Here is a 17780-nt window from a genome sequence, read left to right on the forward strand (position 1 = left end):
CGGCACGACAAGAGTTTGGTTTCGCCGCGGCGCCGTCCACGCGCCGCGGCGGCAAGATCGAAGGACGGAGACTCACCATGAACGACATCCTGCTGCTGGTCCAGAAATGCGCGCATACCTTCAGCTTCTACGACCTCGAAACGCGGACCGCGCTCAAGCACATCGTGCTGCCGAACTTCCCGCATGAATTCACCGTCGATGTGAACAACCGCTACGCGTATGTCGGCATCTTCGGGATCGAGACCGCGTGGACGCGCGGCCACGAAGGCGATCACCGGATCGCCGAGATCGACCTCGTCGAACGCACGCAAACGCGCATGCTCGACCTGTGGCCGTACTACCGGCCGCACGGGATGGCGAGCGACCGCGAAGGCCGCCTGTATGCGATGAGCGAGGCGCACGACATGCTGCTCGTGTTCGATCGTCCGGCGGAGCAGGCGGTGCCGAACCTAGCGGTGCCGTCCGGCGGCGTGAAGACGCACCTCGTCACGCTGACGCGCGACGCGAGCCGCGCTTACGGCGTGCACCTGCTGTCGAACACGGTCACGCAGTTCCATCCGCGCGACGCGACGGTGGCGCCGCGTGCGGTGATGCCGGGGCCGCGCCCCGAAGGCAACGCGCTGTCGAGCGACGAGCGCACGCTCTACGTCGCGAACCGCGGCGACGACACGCTGGTCGAGATCGACACCGACACGATGACGTGCGGGCGCCGCGTGAAGACGCGCAGCGATCCGAACCGCATCTACCGGACGAGTGGCCCGGACGGCCGTGACCTGCTGCTGCTGACCAACTCGGGCGAGCAGTCGATCTCGGTGTTCGATGCGCAGCAGCTCGAGGAGATCGAGCGCGTCGCATTGCCAGCGAACCCGACCGCGCTGTCGTTCCATCCGTCGCGTCGCGTGGCCTACGTGTCGTTCCAGGACGACTACGTGCGCGAGCTCGATCTCGACGCGTGGCGTTTCGTCGGCGCGATGCCGACGCTGCGCGAACCGGATGCGTCGTATGTGCTCGCCGGCGGACGCTGACATGAGCCGGGAGCGCACCCGGGACTGCATGCCCGATGCGCTCGTCGACGCGCATCACCACCTGTGGCGGCTCGATGCGGGCGCGCGCTATCCGTGGCTGCAGGATCGGTACGATCCGTCGCGCTTCATTCTCGGCGACTACGCGGCGCTGTGCCGCGATTTCGACGTGGACGACTACCGGCGGGCGGCGCAAGGCGCGCCGCTCGTCGCGAGCGTGCACGTCGAGGCCGAGCGCGCGCACGACGAGGCGCTCGCCGAGACGCGCTGGCTGCACGACGTCGCGGCCGCGCACGGGCTGCCGTCGGCGGTCATCGCGTGGGTCGACCTGCTCGCCGACGATGCCGCGCAACGGCTCGCCGAACAGGCCGCATGGCCGCGGGTGCGCGGCGTGCGCTTCAAGCCGCGCACCGCGCCGGCGGCGGATGCAACGGCCGACGGCCCCTGCACATTGCGTGATCCGCGCTGGCCCGCCGCGCTTGAACGGCTCGCCGCGCACGGCCTGAGCTGGGATCTGCGGGTGCCGTTCTGGCATCTCGGCGAGGCGGCCGCGACGCTCGCGCAGGCGCCGGGCATCGACGTGGTGCTCGAACACGCGGGACTGCCGTGGGACCGCTCGGACGCGGGGCTTGTGCGCTGGCGGAGCGGGATGGAAGCGCTGGCCGCGCTGCCGCGCGTGTCGGTGAAGCTGTCCGAATTCGGCTTGCGCGATGCCGCGTGGAACGACGCGGAAAACCGGCGGATCATCCGCGACGCGATCGCGATCTTCGGCCGGGAGCGCTGCATGTTTGCGAGCAATTTCCCGGTGGCGGGGCTGCGGGTCACGTATTCCGCGTTGCTGCGCACCTTCGCGGCCGCGATGGCGGACCTCGACGACGCGGCGCGGCGCGCGATCTGGCACGACAACGCGATCCGGATCTACCGGATCGGCATGGACGAACAGCGAAAGCAGGCAGGTGAATGATGCAGATCACTGGAGAGATGTTGATCGGCGCCGCGTCGGTGCGCGGCACGGCAGGGACGCTGCGCGCGTTCGATCCGGCGCGCGGCGTCGAGCTGGAACCCGAGTTCGGCGCGGGCGACGCGGCGGACGTGGATCGTGCATGCAGGCTCGCGGCGGCCGCGTTCGATCCGTTTCGCGCGATGCCGCTCGACGTGCGCGCGCGTTTGCTCGACACGATCGCGGACCATCTCGTCGCGCTCGGCGACGCGCTGATCGCGCGTGCGCATCAGGAATCGGCACTGCCGGTCGCCCGGCTCGAAGGCGAGCGCGCGCGCACGGTCGGCCAGCTCCGGCTGTTCGCGGCGCTGGTGCGCGACGGCCGCTGGCTCGACGCGACGCTCGATGCGGCGCTGCCGGACCGGCAGCCGCTGCCGCGTCCCGACCTGCGTCTGCAGAAGATTCCGGTCGGCCCGGTCGCGGTGTTCGGCGCGAGCAATTTCCCGCTCGCGTTCTCGGTCGCGGGCGGCGATACCGCGTCGGCGTTCGCGGCCGGCTGCCCGGTGGTCGTGAAGGCGCACCCCGCGCATCTCGGCACGTCGGAGCTCGTCGGGCGCGCGATCCAGCAGGCGGTGGCCGCGTGCGGCCTGCCGGAAGGCGTGTTCTCGCTCGTGCTCGGCGCGGGCAACGCGATCGGCGAGGCGCTCGTCGCGCATCCGGCGATCAAGGCGGTCGGTTTCACCGGCTCGCGCGGCGGCGGGCTCGCGCTGATGCACATCGCCGCGCAGCGGCGCGAGCCGATTCCGGTCTACGCGGAAATGAGCAGCATCAATCCGTTCTTCGTGCTGCCCGGCGCGCTCGCGGCGCGCGGCGGCGAGATCGCGCGCGGCTTCGTCGAATCGCTGACGCTCGGCGTCGGCCAGTTCTGCACGAATCCGGGGCTCGTGGTCGTGCTCGACGGGCCGCACACGCCGGCGTTCATCGACGCGGCCGCGCAGGCGCTCGGCCGGAAGGGCGCGCAGACGATGCTGACGACGGGCATTGCGCAAGCCTACGCGCGCGGCGTCTCGCAGCGCGCGGCGGCGGACGGCGTGAGCGCGGTCGCGCAAGGCGCGCCGACCGGTGCGCAAGCGGCGGCCGTGCCCGCGCTGTTCGCGACGACGCAGCCCGCGTTCGTGTCGAATCCGCGGCTCGAGGACGAGATTTTCGGGCCGACGTCGCTGATCGTCACGTGCCGCGACCTCGACGAGATGATCGACCTCGCCGAGCATGTCGAAGGGCAACTGACCGCGACGCTGCATCTCGAGCCTGACGACTACGCGCTCGCGCGCCGCCTGCTGCCGACGCTCGAGCGCAAGGCCGGGCGGATACTCGCGAACGGCTATCCGACCGGCGTCGAGGTCGCGCATGCGATGGTGCATGGCGGGCCGTTCCCGGCGACGTCGGATTCGCGCACGACGTCGGTCGGCACGCTCGCGATCGAGCGCTTCCTGCGGCCGGTGTGCTACCAGGCTTTGCCGCCGGAGCTGCTGCCGGCGGCGTTGCAGGACGGCAATCCGCTCGGCCTGTGGCGGTTGCGCGACGGGCAGCCCGGCAAGGATTGAGCGGCGCGGCGCGCGTCGCGCAAGCTCACCAGCGCGCGCGCTCGGCGAAGAACCCCGGCACGTTGACGACCCGTCCCGCGCGCCGCGCGGCCGCGTATACATGGTGACCGACCGCGAGGTCGAGGATGCCCATGCCGAACGGCGAATAGATCACCGGCCGCGCCGGGTCGAAGCGCAGCGTGCCCCGGATCGCCTCGGCGATCGTCCCGGTGACGAAGCGGCGATGGCCGACGCGCTGTTCGGCGAGATGCGGCGACGTATCCGCCTGCAGGCAATGATCGATATCGTCGAGCACGTTGTCGGCCGCGAGGATGATGTCCGGCGCGAGATCGCGCAGCGAAATGTTCAGCACCACCGGTGCATGCGCGAACCAGCCGGGTTCGAGCACGTGCGGGCGCGCCGCGGTCGTCGCGAACACGACCACGTCGCTGCCGCGCACCAGCCTTTCGACGGACGACGCGGGCTCGGGCGCCGCGTGCGGGCCGACGTGGTCCAGCAGGCGCTGCGCGTCGTCGAGGCTGAGGTCGTACGCGGCGATGCTGGCCGGCGTGATGCCTTGCGCGAGGATCATGTCGACGATGTAGCGCGCGATGACGCCGCAGCCGACCACGCCGATCCGCGGGTGCGGCGGCAGCCGGCCGGCGCCGAGCCGTTGCAGGCCGAGCACGGCCGACGCCGCGGTGCGCGCCGCGCTGATGATCGACGCTTCCATCACGCAGAGCGGATAGCCGGTGTCGCGCCGGTTGAGCACGAGCAGGGCCGACGCGCGCGGGATCGCGCGCTCGACGTTTTCGGGCCAGCTCGCGATCCACTTGATGCCCGCGAGTCCGGCCTCGGCGCCGAGGTCGGCGGGCAGCGCGATGATGCGGTCGCGCGGACGGTCCGCGAAGCGCAGGAAATGGCTCGGCGGATTGTGCGCGATGCCGTCGGCATGCGCGAGATACGTGTCGCGGACGATGTCCACCACCGCCGGAAACGACGCGGCGATGAGGTCGCGCACGGTGTCGCCCGCGACGATCGAGAACGCGAACGGGTCCGTGCCGGCGTCGACGCCAGCCGGCGTCGACGCGCGATCGAGCGAGAAGGTGTCAGCCATGGTGGCGCTCCCAGAGGAGAGGGGCATCGGAGATCGTCATGCGGCAGCGTTCGAGCAGGCCCGCGAAGCGCGCCTCGACCCAGGCGTTGTCGTAGATCGTGTCGACGTAGCGGTCGCCGAGATCGGGCGAGATCGCCACGATCACCGCATCGGGCGGCATGTTCCCGGCCCAGCGCTCGACCGCGCAGAGCACGGTGCCGGTCGAGCCGCCGACGAGCAGCCCTTGCGCGGCGAGCCGGCGGCACATCACGATGGTGTCCGCTTCCTCGATCATCTCGAGCGCATCCATCTCGCAGTGGTCCGCGATCGGCGGACGGCAACTGGTGCCGAGCCCCGAGATGTAGCGCTTGCCCGACGGCATGCCGAAGGTCACCGAGCCGACCGAATCGACCGCGATGATGCGGGTCTGCGGCGAATGCTGGCGCGCGTAGCGCGAGAGACCGCCGAGCGTGCCGGTGGTGCCGGCGCCGACGAACAGGAAGTCGATGCGCGGAAAGGCCGAGAAGATCTCGGGGCCGGTGAAGCGCAGGTGCGCGCCCGCGTTGTCGGCGCTCGTGTACTGGTTGAGCCAGACGAGGCCGGGATCTTCCTCGAGCTGCCGCCGGATGTATGCGATGCGCGTGCCGAGGAAGCCGCCGTTCTGGTCGCGCTCGGTCACGACCACGACCTTCGCGCCGAACGCCAGCATCAGCTTGTGCGTCTGCGGTGAAAGATTGGGATCGCAGACGCAGGTGAACCGGTAGCCGCGTTCGGCGGCGATCATGCTGAGCGCGAGCCCGAGGTTGCCCGACGAACTTTCGATGAAGCGCTGGCCGCGATGCGCATTCCCGCGCGCCTCGAACTGGTCGAGCATGTGGCGCGCGGTTTTGGACTTGATCGAGCCCCCGGAAGTGAAACCTTCGATTTTCAAGTGCACCGCCCCTTTCGGGACGATGCCGCGGAGACGGATAAACGCGTCTCCGACCATCAGTTCGCTCGGCCTGTCGGCGTACATTCGACAACTCCCCAATAAGAGAATCGATTTGATGGGTGCGATTATTGGTTTGCCGGTGAATTTCCGGTGGCGCGTCTCCGTATTCGTGATTGTCGATTTTAGCTTGTATTCGATTCGATTATTGATATCGCGCATTTTCGGAGAAAATTAATCAGAAAAACGCGAATGACGCGAATAGTACTATACGAAAGCAAAGAGTCAAGGCAATCGATGCGTGCGGACCATGGGCCGTCTGGCGCGGCAGTGCAGCATCGGTTGAGCTGGAAACGGGCACAAATCGGCGCATCGTTTCGAGTCGGTCAACGATCTTCGTTGAAATTCTTAAACCGCCGGAATGTGACATTTTCATGCGGTCACATTTAAATTAAATGGTTGCAGAAAATCGAGGGCGTACTATACATAAGCATCGAATTACGTGCGCCGACAAAGGAGGCGAAATCATGTCCGACGGGGAAGGCGATATGGGCGATAAAACCGGAAACCATCGTAGTCCGTCGCCGGATGGGGAGGGCGCAGTGCCCGGGCCGTACAACGGCAACGGCAAGGCCATGCCGGATTCGGTCGCGCATGGGGCGCTTCCCGGCGCGGGAGGGCCGGCTTCGTTCCACGATGCGTTCGCGTCGTCGTACCGCAACCTGTACGACAAGCTGGCCGCCGCGTGGAACTCGGTCGAGATCCGCCAGGCGATCGCGGAAGCCGACCATGAGCTGCAGCGCCGGCTCGCGGTCCTGTCTTCGCCCGGCCAGGAGCTCGAGCGCTGCGAGGTGATGGTCCAGTATCTGCAGACCGTGCGCGAGCTCGGCGCGCCCGAGCGGCAGATGGCGAAGATCGCGTTTGCCTATTCGCGTTACATCGACGAAGTGAGGGACATCTGGTCCCGTCCCGACATCCACAGCATCGAGCCCCGTGAGCTCTCCGCGTTCGGCGAGAGCATTGCATGGGCGGGTTATTTCGCAAGCCTGCGGCCCTGAGACATTCGACCGGGTCCGTTTCGCCGGAGTGTTGACTGAACGATGACAGACAATAAGGATTCCTCTTCGGAGGGCGGCGTGCGGCTGGCCGCGCTCACGACCGGGCAGCGTCACGCGCTCGAACAGCGGTTGATCGATAGGGAGGGCACGGGACTGGAGGCGATCCCTCGCCGGGAGACGACGGATGCGGCGCCGCTGTCGTTCGCGCAGGAGCGGCTGTGGTTCTTCGACCAGCTGCATCCGAACGGCGCGCTGTACAACGTTCCGCTCGTGCTGCGGCTCCGTGCGCCGCTGCGCGCGCCGGTGCTGGAGCGGGCGCTGAACGAGATCGTGCGGCGTCACGAGACGCTGCGCACGCATTTCGAGTCGCAGGACGGCAAGCCGGTGCAGCGCATCGCGGGTGAAGCGTCGGTGCCGTTCGTGATCAGCGATCTGCAGGGCCTGCCGGCGAGCGAGCGCGAGGCGGCGGCGCAGGCGATCGCGGCGGAAGAGGCGGCGCGGCCGTTCGACCTGGGGACGGCGCCGCTGCTGCGCGCGCGGCTGGTGCGGCTGGGCGACGCGGATCACGTGGTCCTGCTGACGCTGCATCACATCGTGTCGGACGGCTGGTCGATGCGGGTGCTGTACCGCGAGCTGGGGGCGCTGTACGCGGCGTTCGACGAAGGGCGGGCGTCGCCGCTGCGGCCGCTGGCGATCCAGTACGCGGACTTCGCGGTCTGGCAGCGGGACTGGCTGCAGGGCGAGACGCTGGCGTCGCAGCTGGGTTACTGGCGCGAGCAGCTGGCCGGCGCGCCGGCGGTGCTGACGCTGCCGTCGGACCGGCCGCGGCCGGCGGTGCAGAGCTACCGCGGCGGGCTGCTGCCGTTCACGATCGACGCGGCGTCGACGTCGGCGCTGCGCGCGCTCGCGCAGGCCGAGGGCGGCACGCTGTTCATGGTGCTGCTCGGCGCCTTTGCCGTGCTGCTGGCGCGGATCAGCGGCCAGCACGACATCGTGGTCGGCACGCCGATCGCGAACCGCACGCGCGAAGAGCTGGAGGATCTGATCGGCTTCTTCGTGAACACGCTGGTGCTGCGCACGCGAATCGATGCGGGCGCATCGTTCCGCACGCTGCTGGCAGGCGTGCGGGAAACGACGCTGGCCGCCTTTGCGCATCAGGACCTGCCGTTCGAGCGCCTCGTCGAGGAACTGCAGCCCGAACGCAGCCTCGCGTACAACCCGCTGTTCCAGGTGCTGTTCGCATTGCAGACCGACGGCGAATCGCGGACCGGGGCCGGCGCCGGCACGGCGCAGCCCGCCGATCCGGCGGCGCCGCGCAACGGGCTGGCGCGCTTCGATCTGTCGCTCGCGATCACGGACCACGGCGCGGGGCTCGGCGCGGTGTTCGAGTTCAGCCGCGACCTGTTCGACGACGCGACCATCGCCGGCATGGCCGCGCAATTCCAGACCCTGCTCGCGGCGATCGTCAGGCAGCCGGACCTGCCGGTCCGGCGGCTGCCGCTGTTGTCCGCGGCGGAGCGGCATGCGCTGCTTCACGACTGGAACGGCCCGCGCCATCCGTATGCCCCCGATCTGCCGGTGACCGAACTGATCGCGCAGCTCGCCGCGGCGTTCCCCGATCATCCCGCGATCGACGCGCACGACGGCCGGCTCAGTTACCGGGAGCTGATGCGGCGCGCGCAAGGCGTCGCCGTCGCGCTCGCCGCGCGCGGCATCGGCGCGGAAGACCGGGTCGGCGTCTGCCTGCGGCCGTCCGCGGCGTTCGCGGTCGCGTTCCTCGGCGTGCTGCAGGCCGGCGCCGCGTATGTGCCGCTGGACCCCGCGCTGCCGTGCCGGCGTCTCGCGCACATGGCGACGGAAGCGTCGCTGCGGATCGTGCTCGGCGATCCCCGCGACGGGCATGACTGGATTCCCGAGGGCATCGCGCTGGTCGACCCGGCGCAAACGGCGTCCGTCGCCGGCGCATTCGCGTACCGGCCGCAACCGCTGCCTGCGCAGTGCGCGTACGTGATTTTCACGTCCGGCTCAACCGGCACGCCGAAGGGCGTCGCCGTTACGCACCAGGGGCTGGCGCGCGTCGTGTTCAACCAGCGTGCGCTGCTGCGGCTCACGCCCGCCGATCGCGTGCTGTCCTTTGCGGCAGTCGGCTTCGACGCGTCGATCTTCGAGATGCTGCTCGCATGGTCGGCCGGCGCCTGCCTGCACATCGCGCCGGCCGACGCGCGCGCGCCGGGCGCGCCGCTCGCCGCGCTGCTGCGCGAGCGGCGCATCACGGCGGCCGTGCTGCCGCCCGCCGCGTGCGCGATCACGCCGGACGCGGACCTGCCGGAATTTGCCATGCTGATGATGGCCGGCGAGGCGGTCGAGCCGGCGGTGGCCGCGCGCTGGGCCGCCAGCGCCGGGCGGCGCGTCGTCAACGGCTATGGTCCCAGCGAGACCGCGATCTGGGTGTCGACGGGCGGCTACGATCCGGCCACCGGGCGCATGCCGATCGGGCGGCCGTGCATCAACACGCGGCTCTACGTGCTCGATCCGTACGGCGAGCCGGTGCCGCCGGGCGTCGCCGGCGAACTCTACATCGGCGGCGATGGGCTCGCGCGCGGCTATCTCGGCCGTCCCGACCTCACCGCCGAGCGTTTCGTGCCCGACCCGTTCTCCGGCGAGCCGGGGGCGCGGCTCTATCGGTCCGGCGATCTCGTGCGCCTGCGCGCGGACGGCACGCTCGATTTCCTCGGGCGCACCGACGAGCAGGTCAAGATCCGCGGCTTCCGCATCGAGCTCGGCGAAATCGAGGCGGTGCTGAGCACCGCGCCGGGTGTTGGCGATGCGGCGGTCGTCGCGCACGGCGACGGCGCGCAGCGGCGGCTTGACGCGCATCTCGCGTCCGCCGACGCGGCGCTCGACGTCGAAGCGGTGCGGCACTACCTGCGCGAACGCCTGCCCGGCTACATGGTGCCGTCGGCGTTCTACGTGCATGCCGCGCTGCCGCTCACGCCGAACGGCAAGGTCGATCGCGCGGCGCTCGCGGCCGCACCGGCCCCGGTCGAGGACGTCTCCGCGCAGGCGCTGCCGCGCACCGCGACCGAAGCAAGCGTCGCGGCGATCTGGGCCGAGCTGCTGGAGACCGAGCGCATCGACATCCAGCGCAGCTTCTTCGAGATCGGCGGGCATTCGCTGCTGGCGACGCAGCTCGTGTCGCGACTGCGCGACCGCTTCGGCCTCGAACTGCCGCTGCGCACGGTCTTCGAAACGCCGACCGTCGCGGGCCTCGCGGCGATCGTCGACCGCACGCTGTCCGCCGCGCCGAGCGGCGCGGCGGGCGGGCCGGAACTGGACGACCTGCTGCGCGTGCTGGCGGCGAGCGGTGACGCCCGCGCGGCGGACGACGCGATCGATGCGGCGCTGCGCCGGCAGCCGGCCGGCGGCGCGGCGTTGGCCGCCGTCGATCCGGCCACGCTCGACGGCATGACGGCGGCGGACAAGCGCGCGCTGCTCGCACGCCTGCTCGCGGGGCCGGCGCCGACGCCCGCCGAGGTCCGCACGGCGCCGCTGTCGTTCGCGCAGGAGCGGCTGTGGTTCTTCGACCAGCTGCATCCGAACGGCGCGCTGTACAACGTTCCGCTCGTGCTGCGGCTCCGTGCGCCGTTGCGCGCGCCGGTGCTGGAGCGGGCGCTGAACGAGATCGTGCGGCGTCACGAGACGCTGCGCACGCATTTCGAGGCGCAGGACGGCAAGCCGGTGCAGCGCATCGCGGGCGAAGCGTCGGTGCCGTTCGTGATCAGCGATCTGCAGGGCCTGCCGGCAAGCGAGCGCGAGGCGGCGGCGCAGGCGATCGCGGCGGAAGAGGCGGCGCGGCCGTTCGACCTGGGGGCGGCGCCGCTGCTGCGCGCGCGGCTGGTGCGGCTGGGCGACGCGGATCACGTGGTCCTGCTGACGCTGCATCACATCGTGTCGGACGGCTGGTCGATGCGGGTGCTGTACCGCGAGCTGGGGGCGCTGTACGCGGCGTTTGACGAGGGGCGGGCGTCGCCGCTGCGGCCGCTGGCGATCCAGTACGCGGACTTCGCGGTCTGGCAGCGTGACTGGCTGCAGGGCGAGACGCTGGCGTCGCAGCTGGGTTACTGGCGCGAGCAGCTGGCCGGCGCGCCGGCGGTGCTGACGCTGCCGTCGGACCGGCCGCGGCCGGCGGTGCAGAGCTACCGCGGCGGGCTGCTGCCGTTCACGATCGACGCGGCGTCGACGTCGGCGCTGCGCGCGCTTGCACAGGCCGAAGGCGGCACGCTGTTCATGGCGGTCACCGCGGCGGTGAAGCTGTTCCTCGCCCGCTACAGCGGCCAGCACGACATCGTGGTCGGCACGCCGATCGCGGGCCGCACGCGCGCCGAGTTCGAGGACCTGATCGGCTTCTTCGTGAATACGCTGGTGCTGCGCACGCGAATCGATGCAGGCGCGTCGTTCCGCACGCTGCTGGCAGGCGTGCGGGAAACCACGCTGGCCGCCTATGCGCATCAGGACTTGCCGTTCGAGCGCCTCGTCGAGGAACTGCAGCCCGAGCGCACGCTCGGCCACAACCCGCTGTTCCAGGTGATGCTGCTGTTCCAGGCGGCCACCGGCGCCGCGAAGGGGCAGGCGGCGGCCGAAGGCGCGGCCGACGCCGCGCCGCCCGAGGTGCTGACGGGCGGCACGGCCAAGTTCGACCTCACCTTCGCGCTCGCGGAAGCCGGCGATACGCTGTCCGGCGTGATCGAATACGCGAGCGACCTGTTCGACCCGGCGACCGTCGCGACGATGGCCGCTCACTTCGCGAACCTGATCCGCGCGATCGCCGCCGAGCCGGATGCACCGGTCGACGGCCTCGACCTGATCGGCGCGGACGAGCGTGCGCGGTTGCTGACGGGGCTCGCCGAGCCGGCCGAGCCGCTCGCGGTCGGCCCGACCATCGATGCGCTCGTCGCGCGCCAGGCGGTTGGCGCGCCCGACGCGCCGGCCCTCGAATTCGCGGACGCGACGCTCGGCTACGGCGAACTCGAGACGCGCGCGAACCGGCTGGCCCGGCTGCTGCGCGCACGCGGCGTCGGCGTCGACACGCGCGTCGGGCTCTGGCTCGACCGCTCGGCCGCGCTGGTCGTCGCGATGCTCGCGGTGTGGAAGGCCGGCGGCGCGTTCGTCGCGCTCGACACGCGCAACCCGCCCGAGCGGCTCGCGTCGATGCTCGCCGACGCGAACGTCGAGCTCGTGATCGCCGCCGGCGGCCGCGAGGTGCCGCCGATGCCGGGCGTCACGCTGCTCGACCTCGACGAGCAGGCCGCGGCGATCGCGATGCGCTCGGCGCAGCCGCTGAAGCAGCGCAACGCGCCCGCGCAGCTCGCGCAGATCATCTTCACGTCCGGCTCGACCGGCAAGCCCAAGGGCGTGATGATCGAGCACCGCCAGCTGCTGTGGCTGCTCGACGCGATGCGGCCCGCCCGGATAGCGGCCGACGACCGCGTCGCGCAAACCTCCAGCCCCGCCTTCGACGTGATGGCGTTCGAATGCTGGGGCGCGCTGACCGCGGGCGCGTGCCTCGTCGGCATCGGTCGCGATGCGCTGCTGATTCCGGACCAGCTCGCCGCGACGCTCGCCGAACAACGGATCAGCGTGCTGTACCAGACCGCGGCGCTGTTCGGCCAGACCGTCGCGCATCGCCCCGACGCGTATCTCGGCGCGCGGCTGCTGCTGGTCGGCGGCGACCGGGTGGACGCGGCGAAGGTGCGCGCCGCGATGCTGGCGTCGCAGATCCCGGTCTTCATGCACACCTACGGCCCGACCGAGACCACGGTGTTCTGCTCGATCCAGACGCTCGCCGCGCCGCCGGCCGACGGCGAGCCGTTGTCGATCGCGCCCGCGCTGCCGCATGCGACGCTGTACGTCGTCGATCCCGCGGGCCGGCTCGCGCCGACGGGCACGGTGGGCGAGGTCCTGATCGGCGGCGCATGCGTGGCCCGCGGCTACGTCGGGCGGCCGGACCTGACGGCCGAGCGCTTCGTCCCCGATCCGTTCGGCGGCGAGCCGGGCGCGCGGCTCTATCGCAGCGGGGATCTCGCGCGGCTGCGCGCCGACGGCACGCTCGAATTCCTGGGCCGCGCCGACGGGCAGGTGAAGATTCGCGGCTACCGGATCGAGCCGAGCGAGGTGGACGAGGCGCTGCGCGCGCACCCGGCGGTGCGGACCACGGTGACCGTCTGCCGCGGCGATGCCGTCGATCGCCAACTCGTCGCCTACGTGGTCGCGGCCGATCCGGCCGCGCCGCCGGACGACGACACGCTGCGCCGCCATTGCAAGCAGCGGCTGCCGGAATACATGGTGCCCGCGCATTTCGTGGCGCTCGATGCGATTCCCGTCAACGCGAACGGCAAGCTCGACCGCGCGGCACTTCCCGCACCCGGCGGGCGGACGGCGACCGGCGGCGCGGGCGAGCCGCCGAGCAGCGACACGGAGCGCGCGGTGGCGGCCATCTGGGGCAGGATCCTGGGCATCGAGCGGATCGCGCGCACGGATCACTTCTTCGACATCGGCGGCCATTCGCTGCTGGCGACGCAGGTGATTTCGCGGCTGCGCGACGAGCTGGGCGCGGAGATGTCGCTGCGCACGATCTTCGAGATGCCGACGCTCGCCGATCTGGCGCGCGCGGTCGACGAGCTCCGTGCGAACGGCGCGCCACCGGCGTCCGGCCCCGAGCTGGTCAGCGTGCCGCGCGCGATCTATCGTGCGCGCCGTTCCGCCGCGACGCGGAGTGACGCGCAATGAGCCCGCTCGACACGGCCGTGCCGCAGGAACTCGACGCCGCCGAGCAGGACGTGTTCGTCTTTCCGCTGTCGTTCGCGCAGGAGCGGCTGTGGTTCCTCGAACAGCTGCAGCCGGGGCAGGCGATCTACAACATGTACGACATCGTGCCGTGGCGCGGCGCGCTCGCCCACGATGCGCTCGAGCGTGCGCTGGCGGCGCTGCTCGCGCGGCACGAGACGCTGCGCACGCATTTCGACGTCGAGGACGGCCACCCGGTGCAGATCGTCGAGCCGGCCGTCGCGCTGCCGCTCGCGCTGACCGACCTGTCCGCGTTGCCCGAGGGCGAGCGCGCGGCGGCCGCGCAGCAGCTCGCGATCGACGAGGCGGCGCGCCCGTTCGATCTCGGCGCGGCGCCGCTGCTGCGCCTGCGCGTGATCCGGCTCGCGCCCGACGAGCACCTGCTCGTGCTGACGATCCATCACATCATCGCCGACGGCTGGTCGATGCGCGTGCTGCACCGCGAGTTCAGCACGCTGTACGCGGCCTTCGCCGCGGGCCGGCCGGCGCCGTTCGCGCCGCTGCCGATCCAGTACGCGGACTTCGTGATCTGGCAGCGCGACTGGCTCGCCGGCGACGTGCTCGACCAGCAGCTCGCGTTCTGGCGGACGCAGCTCGACGGCGCGCCGTCGGCGCCGCTGGACCTGCCGTGCGCGCGGCCGCGCCCGGCGGTGCCGAGCTATCGCGGCGCGCTGCACAATTTCTCGCTCGACGCGGCGACGACGCGCTCGGTGCGCGCGTTCGCGCAGCGCGAAGGCGCGACGCCCTTCATGGTGCTGCTGGCGGCGTTCAAGCTGCTGCTCGCGCGCTACAGCGGGCAGCACGACGTCGTCGTCGGCACGCCGATCGCGAACCGGACCCGCGTCGAGCTGGAAGGGCTGATCGGCTTCTTCGCCAACACGCTCGTGCTGCGCAGCCAGGTCGACGACGCGCGCGGCTTCCGCGACCTGCTCGCGACGGTGCGCGAGACGACGCTCGCCGCCTACGCGCATCAGGACCTGCCGTTCGAGCGGCTCGTCGAGGCGCTGCGGCCGCAGCGCGCGCTGAACCACAACCCGCTGTTCCAGGTGATGTTCGTGCTGAACGCGTTCGACGATCCCGGCAGCCAGCCGGTGGACGCGGCGGACGCGGCGGACGACGGGCGCGACTATCGCGAGGTCGGCATCGGCACGGCCAAGTTCGACCTGCATCTGTCGATGATCGAGGTGGGCGGCCGGCTGCGCGGCATCGTCGAATACGCGACCGACCTGTTCGACGCGCCGACGATCGAGCGGCTCGCGCGCCACTTCACGACGCTGCTCGGCGCCGCGCTCGCGGCGCCGGAACAGGCGGCCGGCAGCCTGCCGCTGATGGACGCACGCGAGCGCGACGCGGTGCTGGCCGCCGCCGCGTCGCCGTGGGCGGCCGAGGACGCGCCGCCGCTCGTGCATCGGCGCGTCGAGGCGCAGGCCGCGCGCACGCCCGACGCGATCGCGCTGCGGCAGGGCGGGCGCACGCTGACCTACGGCGAGCTGGAGAGCCGCGCCGAGCGCCTCGCGCAGGCGCTGGCGGCGCGCGGCGCGGGCCCGGACGTGCCGGTCGGCATTTATATCGGCCGCTCGATCGAGCAGCTGGTGGCGGTGCTCGCGGTGCTGAAGGCGGGCGCCTGCTACGTGCCGCTCGATCCCGTCTACCCGGAGCAGCGGCTCGCGGCGATCTGCGCGGATGCGCGGCTCGCGGCCGTGATCACGGCCGGCGCGACGCCGTCGTTCGCGGCGCCCGCGCTCGTGCCGGTGGACGCGGACGCGCCGCCGTCGCGCCCGGCGCTCGCCGCCGCGCAACGCGACGGGCTCGCGTACCTGCTCTACACGTCGGGCTCGACCGGACGCCCGAAGGGCGTGGCGATGCCGCACGGCCCGCTCGCGAACCTGATCGCGTGGCAGCACGACACCGCGCCCGCGCCCGCGCGCGTGCTGCAGTTCACGTCGCTGAACTTCGACGTATCCGCGCAGGAGATCTTCTCGACGCTCTGCGCGGGCGCGACGCTCGTGCTCGCGAGCGAGGAGGAGCGGCGCGATCCGGCGGCGCTGCTGCGCCGCCTCGCGGCCGACCGCATCGAGCGGATCTTCGCGCCGGCCGCGGCGCTCCAGGCGCTGGCCGCGACTGCGGCCGAGGATCCGCAGTCACCCGCGCTGGCGCTGCGCGAGATCGTCACCGCCGGGGAGCAGCTGCAGGTGTCGCCGCAGCTCGCGGCGTTCGTGCGCCGCCATCGCATCGCGACGCTGCGCAACCAGTATGGCCCGACGGAAACCCACGTCGCGTCCGAGTGGACGCTCGACGGCGCGCCGGATGCGTGGCCGGAGCTGCCGCCGATCGGCCGCGCGATCGCGGGCGCGCGGCTCTATCTGCTCGACCGGCACGGCGCGCTGGTGCCCGACGGACTGCCCGGCGAGCTGTGCATCGGCGGTTGCCTGCCCGCGCGCGGCTACCTGGGCCAGCCGGACCAGACCGCGGCGAGCTTCGTGCCCGATCCGTTCTCGCCGTCGCCGGGCGCGCGGATGTACCGCACCGGCGACCTTGCACGGCGGCGCGCCGACGCCTCGCTCGAGTTTCTCGGCCGGCGCGACCGGCAGATCAAGGTGCGGGGCGTGCGGGTCGAGCCGGGCGAAGTGGAAGCCGTGCTGCGCGAAGCGCCGGGCCTGCGCGAGGCGGTGGTGGTCGACGGGCCGGATCCCGCGGGCGGCCGCCGCGTGATCGCGTACGTGATCGCCGCGCGCGGCAACGACGTCGCGTTCGACGTGAGCGCGCTGCGGCGTCATTGCCGCACGCGGCTGCCCGAGTCGATGGTGCCGGCGCTGTTCGTGCCGGTCGACGCGATGCCGCTCACGCCGAGCGGCAAGATCGACCGCGCGGCGCTGCCGGCCCCCGAGCCCGCGGCCGGGGCGGCGCAGCCGGACGCGCGTCCGGGCACGCCCCTCGAAGCGATGCTGGCCGCGATCTGGAGCGAGGTGCTCAAGGTCGAGCGGATCGGCCTGCACGACAACTTCTTCGAGCTGGGCGGCCATTCGCTGCTCGCGACCCGGGTCGCCGCCCGGATTCGCGCGCGGCTCGGCGTCGAATTGCCGCTGCGCCTGCTGTTCGAGGCGCCGACCGTCGCCGAACTGGCCGTCGCGATCATCGACGCCGAGCTGGCGCGCGCGACGCCCGCCGAACTCGGGGCACTGCTCGGCGAGACGGCCGGGCCCGACACTCAAGGAGGCTACTGATGACACGGGACGACGACGAAGATCCGACGCGCTACCTGGTCGTGGTCAACGACGAGCAGCAATATTCGCTCTGGCCGGCCCACGCGGCCGTGCCGCCCGGGTGGAGCGGGACCGGCTTCGAAGGCGACCGGGCCGCGTGCCTCGCGCACATTCGCGAGGTGTGGACCGACATGCGGCCGCTGTCGCTGCGCCGCGCGCTGGGGGGAGACTGATCATGGCCCAACCCGCATCGCCGTTGCGAATCGCGCTGCTCGCGTCGGACGACGCGCACCATCGCTATCTCGCCGCCGAGCTGCATCGCCGCTTCGGGCTCGCCGCGCTGGTGGTCGAGCCGTCCGACTGCCAGCACCAGCGGCTGTGGCGCCGCAGGCGCTGGATCGACTGGGCGGCGCTCGCGTATCACCGCTGGCGCCGCACGCTGGTCGGGCTGAACGCGTACCGCCGCGCGTACTTCGCGCTCCCGCCCGACGCGCCCGAATGGCCGGTGCCGCCGAGCCTGACGGTCGACTGGATCAATCGCGACGAAGTCGTCGAGCTGCTGGAGGCGACCGCGCCCGACGTGACCGTGGTGATCTGCACGAGCATCCTGTCGCGCCGCACGCTGGCCGCGACCGGCACGACGATCAACATCCACGGCGGCTTCCTGCCGTGGTACCGCGGCAATCACTGCTTCTTCTTCGCGCTCTACGACCGCGCGCTCGACCGGATCGGCTCGACGATCCACTTCGTCGACAGCGGGGTCGATACCGGCGACATCATCGCGCAGGTGACGCCGCCGCTGTATCCGGACGACACCGCCGAAAAGCTCTACTGCCGCGCGGAGAAGGCGGCCATCCACCGGCTCGTCGAGCTGCTCGACGGGCTGCGCGCGGGCGTGCCGCTGCCGCGCGCGCCTCAGCCGCCGGTGGGGCGGCAGTACCGCAACCGCGACCGCAACCTGTTCCACGACCTGCGGCTGTTCGTGCGGCGCAAGCGCGGGCGGCTCGGCATTCCGGCGGCCGGCGCTCCGGCGGCCGGCATTCCGGCCCGCGAGGCGGCGGGCGACGCGCGGCGCGTGACCGGCGACTTTACGCAAACCTGAAGGAG

10 protein-coding genes are annotated in these 17780 nt (G+C 71.7%); 8 read left to right on the forward strand and 2 right to left on the reverse strand.

Annotation, left to right across the window (positions count from 1 at the left end; translation table 11 throughout):
* Window positions 1–77: 77 nt before the first annotated feature.
* Genes B7P44_RS20780 through B7P44_RS20790 form a run of 3 tightly spaced genes read left to right on the forward strand, consistent with a single transcriptional unit; the run spans window position 78 to window position 3566 of the window.
* Window positions 78–1025 carry a YncE family protein gene (locus B7P44_RS20780; protein WP_084907837.1) on the forward strand — a complete coding sequence of 316 codons (948 nt, stop codon included), beginning with the start codon at window positions 78–80 and terminating at the stop codon, window positions 1023–1025.
* Window positions 1003–1986, forward strand: a complete 984-nt coding sequence (locus tag B7P44_RS20785; protein ID WP_084907839.1) for an amidohydrolase family protein — start codon at window positions 1003–1005, stop codon at window positions 1984–1986. The genes B7P44_RS20780 and B7P44_RS20785 overlap by 23 nt, the downstream gene beginning before the upstream one ends.
* A complete protein-coding gene (locus B7P44_RS20790) occupies window positions 1986–3566 on the forward strand; it encodes an aldehyde dehydrogenase (NADP(+)) (protein WP_084909937.1) in 1581 nt (526 codons plus the stop codon). Before B7P44_RS20785 ends, B7P44_RS20790 begins: the two co-directional genes overlap by 1 nt.
* Before the next feature lie 25 nt (window positions 3567–3591).
* On the opposite strand, the gene sbnB is transcribed toward B7P44_RS20790, so the two are convergent.
* Together sbnB and sbnA are read right to left on the reverse strand one after the other, a co-directional pair.
* Window positions 3592–4662, reverse strand: coding sequence for a 2,3-diaminopropionate biosynthesis protein SbnB (gene sbnB, locus B7P44_RS20795; RefSeq protein WP_084907841.1), 1071 nt, complete (start codon window positions 4660–4662; stop codon window positions 3592–3594).
* Window positions 4655–5656 (reverse strand): 2,3-diaminopropionate biosynthesis protein SbnA, encoded by a 1002-nt coding sequence (sbnA, locus tag B7P44_RS20800; protein ID WP_084907843.1) that lies wholly within the window; start codon window positions 5654–5656, stop codon window positions 4655–4657. Before sbnA ends, sbnB begins: the two co-directional genes overlap by 8 nt.
* A gap of 440 nt (window positions 5657–6096) precedes the next feature.
* Between sbnA and B7P44_RS20805 the strand changes: the two genes are divergently transcribed.
* Genes B7P44_RS20805 through B7P44_RS20825 form a run of 5 tightly spaced genes read left to right on the forward strand, consistent with a single transcriptional unit; the run spans window position 6097 to window position 17775 of the window.
* Complete coding sequence (locus B7P44_RS20805) at window positions 6097–6627, forward strand: hypothetical protein (protein WP_167389817.1); 531 nt, start codon at window positions 6097–6099, stop codon at window positions 6625–6627.
* 42 nt (window positions 6628–6669) lie between these two features.
* Window positions 6670–13413: a non-ribosomal peptide synthetase gene (locus B7P44_RS20810; RefSeq protein WP_084907847.1), complete on the forward strand. Its 6744-nt coding sequence runs from the start codon at window positions 6670–6672 to the stop codon at window positions 13411–13413.
* Window positions 13410–16694, forward strand: coding sequence for a non-ribosomal peptide synthetase (locus tag B7P44_RS20815; RefSeq protein ID WP_084907849.1), 3285 nt, complete (start codon window positions 13410–13412; stop codon window positions 16692–16694). The genes B7P44_RS20810 and B7P44_RS20815 overlap by 4 nt, the downstream gene beginning before the upstream one ends.
* Window positions 16694–16906 (forward strand): MbtH family protein, encoded by a 213-nt coding sequence (locus tag B7P44_RS20820; RefSeq protein ID WP_084907850.1) that lies wholly within the window; start codon window positions 16694–16696, stop codon window positions 16904–16906. Before B7P44_RS20815 ends, B7P44_RS20820 begins: the two co-directional genes overlap by 1 nt.
* Window positions 16907–16908: 2 nt before the next feature.
* Complete coding sequence (locus B7P44_RS20825) at window positions 16909–17775, forward strand: formyl transferase (RefSeq protein ID WP_084907852.1); 867 nt, start codon at window positions 16909–16911, stop codon at window positions 17773–17775.
* Window positions 17776–17780: the final 5 nt, after the last annotated feature.

The sequence above is a fragment of the Burkholderia ubonensis subsp. mesacidophila genome, from assembly GCF_002097715.1.
Classification (GTDB): Bacteria; Pseudomonadota; Gammaproteobacteria; order Burkholderiales; family Burkholderiaceae; genus Burkholderia; species Burkholderia mesacidophila.